This window comes from bacterium (assembly GCA_022616075.1).
In the GTDB taxonomy this organism is placed as follows: domain Bacteria; phylum Acidobacteriota; class HRBIN11; order JAKEFK01; family JAKEFK01; genus JAKEFK01.
In genome coordinates this window covers 1-8,523 of sequence record JAKEFK010000233.1, presented here as the reverse complement: position 1 = coordinate 8,523, position 8,523 = coordinate 1, and the positions used below count along the sequence as shown (strand labels likewise).

8 protein-coding genes are annotated in these 8,523 nt (G+C 48.9%); 4 read left to right on the top strand and 4 right to left on the bottom strand.

Features of this window, described 5'->3' with window-relative positions; translation table 11 throughout:
• Together L0156_19340 and L0156_19335 are read right to left on the bottom strand one after the other, a co-directional pair.
• Positions 1–260, bottom strand: a 260-nt coding sequence (locus L0156_19340; GenBank protein ID MCI0605145.1) for a GYD domain-containing protein, incomplete at its 3' end; no start/stop codon positions are given.
• 75 nt (positions 261–335) lie between these two features.
• Positions 336–1,295, bottom strand: coding sequence for a VWA domain-containing protein (locus L0156_19335; GenBank protein ID MCI0605144.1), 960 nt, complete (start codon positions 1,293–1,295; stop codon positions 336–338).
• A 157-nt stretch (positions 1,296–1,452) separates the two neighbouring features.
• Here L0156_19335 and L0156_19330 point away from each other — a divergent pair, with 157 nt between their 5' ends.
• From L0156_19330 to L0156_19320, 3 genes are all read left to right on the top strand, one after another.
• The gene (locus L0156_19330) at positions 1,453–2,892 is read left to right on the top strand and encodes a serine/threonine protein kinase (GenBank protein MCI0605143.1); all 1,440 of its coding nucleotides are present in this window, start codon (positions 1,453–1,455) and stop codon (positions 2,890–2,892) included.
• A complete protein-coding gene (locus L0156_19325) occupies positions 2,889–4,058 on the top strand; it encodes a hypothetical protein (GenBank protein MCI0605142.1) in 1,170 nt (389 codons plus the stop codon). The genes L0156_19330 and L0156_19325 overlap by 4 nt, the downstream gene beginning before the upstream one ends.
• A gap of 94 nt (positions 4,059–4,152) precedes the next feature.
• Positions 4,153–4,587: a carboxypeptidase-like regulatory domain-containing protein gene (locus tag L0156_19320; GenBank protein MCI0605141.1), complete on the top strand. Its 435-nt coding sequence runs from the start codon at positions 4,153–4,155 to the stop codon at positions 4,585–4,587.
• Positions 4,588–4,781: 194 nt separating this feature from the next.
• Here the strand turns inward: L0156_19320 and L0156_19315 are convergent, their stop codons facing one another.
• Both L0156_19315 and L0156_19310 read right to left on the bottom strand, forming a co-directional pair.
• Positions 4,782–5,570 (bottom strand): LytTR family DNA-binding domain-containing protein, encoded by a 789-nt coding sequence (locus L0156_19315; GenBank protein MCI0605140.1) that lies wholly within the window; start codon positions 5,568–5,570, stop codon positions 4,782–4,784.
• The gene (locus L0156_19310; protein MCI0605139.1) at positions 5,567–7,711 is read right to left on the bottom strand and encodes a histidine kinase; all 2,145 of its coding nucleotides are present in this window, start codon (positions 7,709–7,711) and stop codon (positions 5,567–5,569) included. Before L0156_19310 ends, L0156_19315 begins: the two co-directional genes overlap by 4 nt.
• Positions 7,712–7,836: 125 nt before the next feature.
• On the opposite strand from L0156_19310, the gene L0156_19305 reads away from it, so the two are divergent.
• The coding region (locus L0156_19305) for a DUF4239 domain-containing protein (GenBank protein MCI0605138.1) at positions 7,837–8,523 on the top strand (687 nt) is incomplete at its 3' end.

The window sequence follows — 8,523 nt, the reverse complement described above, 5'->3', positions numbered from 1 at the left end:
TCCTCTGTGAAAGCGCGCAGTGTTTCCGTTCGAACATTTCCTTTGGCTGCGATCGTAAGCGCCAGTTTTGCAAAAGCCTCATCGTTTGGGGCTTCGCAGATGGAAACTGCATCATACTGACCGGTTACCAGAAAGAAGTCCTTTAATTTGGCGCCGTGGTCCTGAAACAGTTTTCTGACTCCATCGAGTCGCGACGGGCTGTCTTTTATGTTTTTGATTCCTTGCTCAGTGTAATGAAGAAGCAAAATGTACGTCGGCATAAGTCGTTACCTCCGGAGATTTGATCTTTATCAATGATACTCGAAAAAATAGCTGATTGAGTCAACCAAATCCGATTACAAGGTATAACCCACGCGGTGACGTAACTGGACGCCTTTGCGCTTGCATTCGATTTTGATTTTTCTCCACTCCGATTTCTTCTTGGGTGCATCCGGAGTGTACGCGAGTGTGTACTGGCTTGAAACGAAAGCCCGAAAACTTTCGATTGCCTTCAACAATTCCGGTTCTTTTTTAAAAGAGAAGAATTGTCCACCGGTCATTTCGGTGTAGGACCTCAAAGTATCTTCGCCTGCGCGGACTCTCATCCGGCCCATGCTGTTCGGATTTCCACCCATTTCGATAGGCAAGTTTAGCCTTGCAAATTCTGAGTAAAAAACAATGATTGTTGCGTCGGATTTGCGAACTGCTTCAATGACATCTTCTTCAACTGACTTGCTGGCAGAGTCAACTCCATCAGAAAAGACTACTATGATTTTCCTGCCGGACCGCCCTTTGATTCTGTCCAGACCAAAAAGCACTGCATCGTGCATGGCCGTGTTGGCTTCACGAAAATCAAGCGTTTTAAACTTTTCCCGAATCAAGTTCATATCCGAAGTGAAGGACACAATCGCTTCAGGCTTGTTGTTGAATTCAATCAGTTCGATCTGATCCTCCGGTTTCAGCTGGTTCATCACCAGTTCTGCTGCCTGGACCGCGATTCCGATTCTGGTCATGCCCGCTACCTTTTCATGCATGCTGTAACTCGTATCTACAACAAAGGACATCGCTAGAGGAAAGCGACTCTCTTCACTCGAAGAGTTGTAGAAATGCGTGATCTTCTTGATATTGCCATTCTCTTTTAGAGTGAAGTCTTCCAGCTTCAGATCGGTGATGTGTGAGCCTTTGGAGTCCGTCGCTACAACATCCACTTGTACGAGTTGTACCTCCACTCGTTCCTGCAATTGACGTCCGGAAGCAACGGGAAGCAATACCAGAAGAGAGAACAAAAAAAAGAAGTGCCCTTTATAACACGTCATGCTCTGTAAATGTAATGAAGTGGAGTCCAATCGACAATCTTTCCAGTCCACAAAACTTAATAAGCTTGCCGAGCTTGGCGTGCAAGGGTGCGATTCTTCACTGGTGGTTTTCCTACAGGCAACAAACGCGAATATGTTTTGTGTATACTGTTTCAGCATGGCGGCGTTGCAAACGGGTTCCCTGATTGGTCCCTACGAAATACTTTCGCCGATCGGCGCAGGTGGAATGGGGGAAGTGTATCGCGCGAAGGATCCACGTTTAGGACGGGAAGTTGCGATCAAAGTTTTGCCGGCTCAATTCTCTGCTGACGCAGACCGTCTCCGGCGTTTTGAGCAGGAAGCTCGAGCAGCAGGAATCCTGAATCATCCCAATATCCTCACGGTCTACGACATCGGAGTGCAAGAAGATTCTCCTTACGTTGTTTCTGAGCTTCTGGTGGGTGAAACACTGCGCGATCGGATTGGTGGCTCCGCGCTTAATTACCAGAAAGCGATTGAATATGCCCTCCAGATCGCGCATGGTCTCGCTGCTGCGCATGATAAAGGAATCGTTCATCGTGATTTAAAGCCGGAAAATATTTTTGTCACGCGCGATGGGCGGATCAAGATTCTTGATTTTGGTCTCGCGAAGCTAACGATTCCAGAGCCTGTTAGCGGAGGCCGTTCCAGTCTGGTTACTGTGGATCCTGGCACTCAGCCGGGCATGGTGTTGGGAACGGTGGGCTATATGTCGCCTGAACAGGTCCGGAGCCGTGAGGTGGATCATCGATCGGATCTTTTCGCCTTCGGTACCATCCTGTACGAAATGATCACAGGGAGACGAGCATTCCATCGCGATTCTACTGCCGATACCATGAGCGCCATACTGAAGGAGGATCCGGTTGATCCGTCCTCCACGAACAAAAGTGTGCCTGCAGCACTGGAACGAATCATTCGCCATTGTCTGGAAAAAAGTCCTGAAGAAAGATTTCAATCCGCGCGTGATCTGGCGTTTGATCTCGAAATGATTTCAGGTATTTCAGGCACCGGGGCTGCAGAATCAATCACCGTACAGGCCGCACGAAAAGGACTTCGGGGATCAAGGCTATTACCGCTTCTTCTCCTTATAAGCGGACTGGCTGTTGGCGCTGCTGCAACTCTACTCTTCACACAAAATTCCGTAAAGCAAGAAACTCCAATCTTTCAACGATTGACTTTTCGGCGCGGTTATATTTCTGCGTCAAGATTTGCGCCGGATCGTCAAACCATTCTGTACTCCGCCGCATGGAGCGGTGCGCCGTCTGAAGTTTTTTCTACGCGGCCACAAAGCCCTGCCTCTCGATCATTGAATCTACAACTTTCGGAGCTGCTCGCTATTTCCTCCACCGGTGAAATGGCCGTTCTTCTGAATTCGCGTTTCATGACTGGCTGGCAACGAACCGGTACGCTCGCTCGCGTTCCGATCGATGGCGGCGCCCCACGAGAAATTGTGGAGGATGTCCAGGATGCTGATTGGACCCCCGACGGAAGTGAATTAGCCGTTATCCGGAATGTTCCCGGAAAACGAAGACTCGAATTTCCCATCGGGAACATTATTTCGAAACAGCAGGATGGGTGAGCAATATTCGATTTTCTACCGATGGGAAAAGCATCGCAGCGATTGAACATCCTGCAATAGGAGATGACCGCGGCACGGTTGTGTTTTTCGATCTGAAAGGAAACAAGAAAGTGTTGACTGCTGAGGCTTCCAGTGCGTCCGGCCTTGCCTGGTCTCCAAATGGAAAGGAGATCTGGTTTACGGCCAGTGAATCGGGATCGAACCAGCAGCCTTTGCGAGCTGTTACACTGTCCGGTCAGAAACGAATCGTGTATGAAATGGCCGGCAATCTCGTATTGCATGACGTCCTCCCAACGGGCGAGATTTTAGCTGTGCGGGATGACAGGCGACGCGAAATGATCGGTTTTACGCAAGGAGATAAGATGGAACGCGATATGTCCTGGTTTGATTGGGCATTTCCGCGTGACATCTCAGAAGATGGCAAGTTCGTTCTGTTTGAAGAACAGGGAGCAGGAGGCGGACATAACTATTCCGTGTATTTGCGCGCGATGGATGGTTCTCCTGCAGTTCGATTAGGCGATGGTTATGCAAATGCTCTATCGCCCGATGGCAAATGGGCGCTTTCACTTCTGCCTGGACTTCAAAAAAGCTACACAATTCTTCCCACCGGCGCCGGCCAGCCCAAAACGTTGAACTTTCCTACACTGGAACGCGTGGGATTTGGATTCGGTGGTTCCTGGTTTCCCGATGGCAAACGAATACTCGTAATTGGAGCTGAAAAAGGACATTTGGACCGTCTCTGGATTTACAATTTGGAATCCGAAAAACTTCAGCCCGTAACACCGGAAGGAATTGTGGGTGCTGGTCATCTTTCCCCAGATGGAAAACTCCTGATCGCTCCTTGCATCGAAGGAGATTACTGTCTTTACCCGGTGTTGGGAGGCGTACCTAGAAAAGTTGCTGGACTCGAAACTCAAGATGTTGTTGTAGGTTGGACAACAGAGCCAGAGACTGTTTACGCTCTACTCAGAAATTCCTTCCCGGTAAGATTGGAGACTGTAAATCTGTCTTCCGGCGAACGAAAACTTTGGAAAGAGATCATTCCGCCAGATCTGGCTGGAACTCTACTCCCCATTAGTATGCAGATCACCCGCGATGGATCTGCCTATGCCTATACTTACCGCCGCGTGCTTTCGGATCTCTATCTCGTTAAGGGCCTAAAGTAACCGCTCGCGACAGAATCAGAGCCACTTGTGCCAAAGTCATTGATTGTTTTCCTCTTTAGAGAGATTTTGCATGTGTAGATTCTTAGGAGGAAAGATGAAGAAATCGTGTTATTTGACGTTCGTTATTCTGTTTTGCGCTGTCACTCTTGCGTTCAGCATGGGCGGCGGTGCGGGTTCTTCCGGTCAAAAGAATTTTCGAGGTTTTGAAGGTAAAGTCACAGATGAAAATGGAAAGGCGCTGAAAGGAGTCGAGATCTCCCTGATAGCTGTGGACGCCGGGGAAGTGGAACAGGTAAAGGGTGCTGCCGAATCGGATGGCAAGAAAAATCTCAGTTCCCTAACCGGTGGTAATGGAAAATACCGTTTTATTGCTGTACGCCCCGGTTTTTATCGTGTCCGGTATTCCATCAATGGATACCAGACTCTTGAAAAGCTGATGGAATTCAAGCGCGGATCCAAAGATGCTGTCATGAATATCAAGTTACAGCAAATCGGGATGGAGTCCAGTCCCTCAGCGAATCAACCCTAGAACGGAGCGCGGGCATCTTGCCCGCATAACGGGCCGCAGGCTGAGCTTGTTGAAAAATCCAGATGCTGGCGGTCCCAGTAGCAGCGCGGGCATCCTTGCCCGCAAAATGCTTGTCGAGCGATCAGGTTTTTGCGGACTGGAAGTCCGCGCTCCAACTGATTTTTCAACAAGCTCGGCTTCCAGCCTGCATTTTATTAGTGAATACTGGCGGCGGAGAGCGATGATTTGCGCAAAGCGGGAACACGCCTGCGACTGATCCTCAATTTCTTGCCGTCTTTCAACGTCAAGTATCTGCCACGCTCTTTGTTCAAAACGGCTTCGCGGACGAAGTTTACGTTTACGATCACGGAGCGGTGAATGCGCACAAAATCTGCAGGATTGAGATTCTTTTCCAGCCAGGACATGCTCACCCGCACAAGATAAGAATTTGCTTCCCGGTGAACATCGGCATATTGATCAGCAGCTTCAATCCAGGAAATCTCAGAAACCGGTATGAATAAGATTCTGCCCGAAACTTTGATCTCCAGTCGCTGAATCGAGTGATTTTCAACAGCCGTTTTTGATAAATCGTTTTGCAGCAAGGCCAACTGTTTTTGGCCAAAGATGTGTTCTTTTGCTCTCCTCAAAGCCTTTTGGAAACGTCTCTGATTGAAAGGTTTCAGCAGGTAATCGATTGCGTGCACATCGAATGCGCGTACAGCATAACTGTCAAAAGCGGTGACAAAAATCAGATACGGCCTTTCCTCTGCCCTTAGTTTCTGAAGCAAAGCGAAACCGTCCAGGTCCGGCATCTGGATATCCAGGAAAATCAAATCCGGATGTTTCTCCCGGATTGCGGTCAACGCCGCTTTTCCATCTTTGCATGTCCCCAGAATGTGAATTTCGGGATCCTGTTTAAGCATCCAGTCGAGCAGATCGCATGCGATCGGTTCGTCATCTATGATCAAAGCGTGGATCACTTTGCCCGAAACTTCAGTATTCATACCGCAAGTGGAATTTCCATTTTTACTTCAAATCCACCCCCCAACCGGTTCCCGTAAAAAAACTTCTGCGACTCACCGTAGAGATGATGGAGTCGCAGCGCGCTGTTTTGTAGCCCAACCCCCTTTCGACTCTCTGGAATGAGGTCGGGCGCGCCCGGACCATTATCCTTAATTGCAATCCGGAGACTGCCATTCTGACGGCTGGCCTGCAACACAATTTCACCATCCGTTGTTTTATGAGCCATGCCATGCCGGATGGCATTCTCCACAATCGGTTGAAGAATCAGCTGGGGTACCGGTAAAAGCAGTGTTTCCGGATCGATTTCCATTCTTACACTGAGGCGGTCTCCAAAGCGTATTTTCTGAATATCCAGATAACAATCCAGGAATTTCAACTCCTGTTGCAACGGCACCAGGTGTTGCTCGGATGAACGGAGGGTCATCTGAAGGAAATATTGCAGACGCGTCAGCATTCTCGCGGCAACTGTTTTGTCCGTAACGATCAACCCGTTGATCGCATGAAGCGTGTTGAAAAGGAAATGCGGATGAAGCTGCATCTCCAACGCCTTCAATTGTGCGTTGGAGAGATCGGATTGCAATTGAGCCGACCGGTCCTGTTCCCGGAAGTATTGCCGGTAGCCTGAAAGCGCGTTGGCAAGCAGCAGGACAGACCAGTACATCAAAATTTGATCGGGAAAACTGGACGCCCTGCTCGAATTCAAAAAAATATGCTTCCACGAAAGTTGCGCGTTTCCCTGTGACAAGAAAAGAGCATGAAGAATGATGAACAAGACTGTCAACGCCAGACAGAAAATTGAATGTATGGCAATGGATTTTGCGCCGTGTAACTTCACTCTTTTGGCGAACCATAAGATGGCCGGAGTAGCCAGGCCGTAAAGGATCCAGCCTATATTGAGATTGATTACTTCCTGCCACGTAAACTCGCCGCGGCTTGCGATGAGAATCACAACTTGTCTGGCAAAAAGAAACATTCCTACAAATAGAGATAGTGCGCACCATGCCGCGATCCGTAAGTTGAGTCCTGGTTCGCTCGCTGTCTCCTCCGGTCTATCGCTTGCGCGAGAGGACAGGAGTGTGAATAGAACTTGAAGACTTTTGCGTGTTGAAAGCACACGGTAACTTTTTGAATCGCCGATTGTTTCCATGAGTCCTTCAATGAGTGCTCTCCGGTCTTCGGGCCATGGCAGGTTATCGTTCAAAATCATTCTGATACCGCGATTCATTTTTTTTATGCGAACACGGAGTTTATAAATTGCGTCTGTGTCCTGCATTCTCATCTGGCAGAACTTATCCAGGACCGGTTGCAAAATGAATCCGGGGATTCGTCTGTTCAAGATGTCTCTGTCGACTCTGATTCGTGCGCGAATCCGTCCTTCGGATCTTTCGGCTTCCACACGAAAATAGGATCTCAGAATCTGGATTCTTTGTCCTAAAGTCACTTCTGTTTCTTGCTTTTGGATGAGTCTGAAAAAGGCGCCAAGCCGTGTGATCGTTTCGATGGCGGCGGTGGTATTGCTATGCATGAGCTGGTAGACATCTGAAAGTGTTCGCTGCACAAAACTGGCATCGATCTGGATTCGCAAATGCTCCAGCTTGATCGTTTTCAATCGGCCTTCAAGAACGGAGTTCTCGGCTCTTGCGGCTCTCACTCCATGATAAAACTCCACTAGATAACAGACCGATACGATGAGAAAGTACACAAGAATTCGCCAGGACATTCGAAGGCTGCTGATCCAGGGGCACCACGGGGTAGAAGTCTGAATGGAAAATCCTGCAGCACTATAGAGAAAACCGGACAGAAGAATGTTGAAAACCATATGAAACGCCGAGAAAAGCAAAGCAAAGCCGGCATGGATCGCGAAAAGAGAGAGTGTTGAGGTGCTTGTTCCCAGCGGATTCCGGCGGACAACATAGTAGATCAAGGGGAACAGAAGGATCCAGAGGTAGGCCCCCGCGAGTTCCCAGTAAACAGGGGAGAGTCCTTCAGTTGGCGCTCTTCCTCTTGCGATACGAACCACGTATGTCCAGCCAATGAGCAGGATCGCGGAAGCGGTCGCAACCGAACACACCAGAAGGAAAGACCTGAACGAATTGCGGCGGTCGAAGCGAAAGGATTCCATACGGCTATTATCCTATAAGCGTCCATGGGCGTCTGAAATTCAAAGGAATTTGGAGCCAGCGGTTGTCGATTTGTCGCAGACGGTCCCTTCATACTAATAGATTAGTGGGATATACTACTCGCGGCATGTCGACGGTCACACTGGGTCTTCTGGTCCTGCTTGCAACTGTGTTCATCTCCATTTTCGGTCTGACCATGGTCCGTCGCAGAGTCTCCCTGTCGCTTCTGGAACAACACCGGGATGTTGCGGGCTTCATCATTTCGGTGTTGGGCGTTGTGTATGGCGTCCTCCTCGGCTTCATCGTTGTTACGGTCTGGGAGCAGTATGAGGGAGCAAGAGCGTCCATTTCAGGAGAGACAAATCAGATGGCCGATCTGATGCAGATTTCTCAAGGTTTTCCAGATCCAATTTCTGAGCGGATCAGGCAAAATCTGCTCAGCTACGGAGAGCTTGTAATAAATGCTGAATGGCCCCTCATGTCAGATGGAGAAAGTAGCATTGAGGCGCAACTTGCCATGGATCACCTTTGGAAGACTTATAGAGAAATAGAGCCAGAGGATGCGCACGAAAACGCGTTGATAACAGAGGGCCTGTCTCGAATGTCTCAGTTGAGTGACTATCGAAGAGCACGCCTGCATGCCAGCCAATCGGAGCTACCGGACGTCGTTTGGGTTGTATTAATTTTGGGAGCAATGATTACTATTTTTTATACGTATTTGTTTGGAGTGCAACGCATCATTGCGCAGGGAATCATTACTGCTGCTTTAAGTTTTGAGATCGCTCTGGTCCTTTTTCTTGTCTTCGTTTTGGAT

Excerpts from the sequence above, each read along its gene's own strand:
- L0156_19335 (MCI0605144.1), bottom strand. The coding sequence starts at position 1,295 with ATGACGTGTTATAAAGGGCACTTCTTTTTTTTGTTCTCTCTTCTGGTA.
- L0156_19330 (MCI0605143.1), top strand. The coding sequence starts at position 1,453 with ATGGCGGCGTTGCAAACGGGTTCCCTGATTGGTCCCTACGAAATACTT.
- L0156_19320 (MCI0605141.1), top strand. The coding sequence starts at position 4,153 with ATGAAGAAATCGTGTTATTTGACGTTCGTTATTCTGTTTTGCGCTGTC.
- L0156_19315 (MCI0605140.1), bottom strand. The coding sequence starts at position 5,570 with ATGAATACTGAAGTTTCGGGCAAAGTGATCCACGCTTTGATCATAGAT.
- L0156_19310 (MCI0605139.1), bottom strand. The coding sequence starts at position 7,711 with ATGGAATCCTTTCGCTTCGACCGCCGCAATTCGTTCAGGTCTTTCCTT.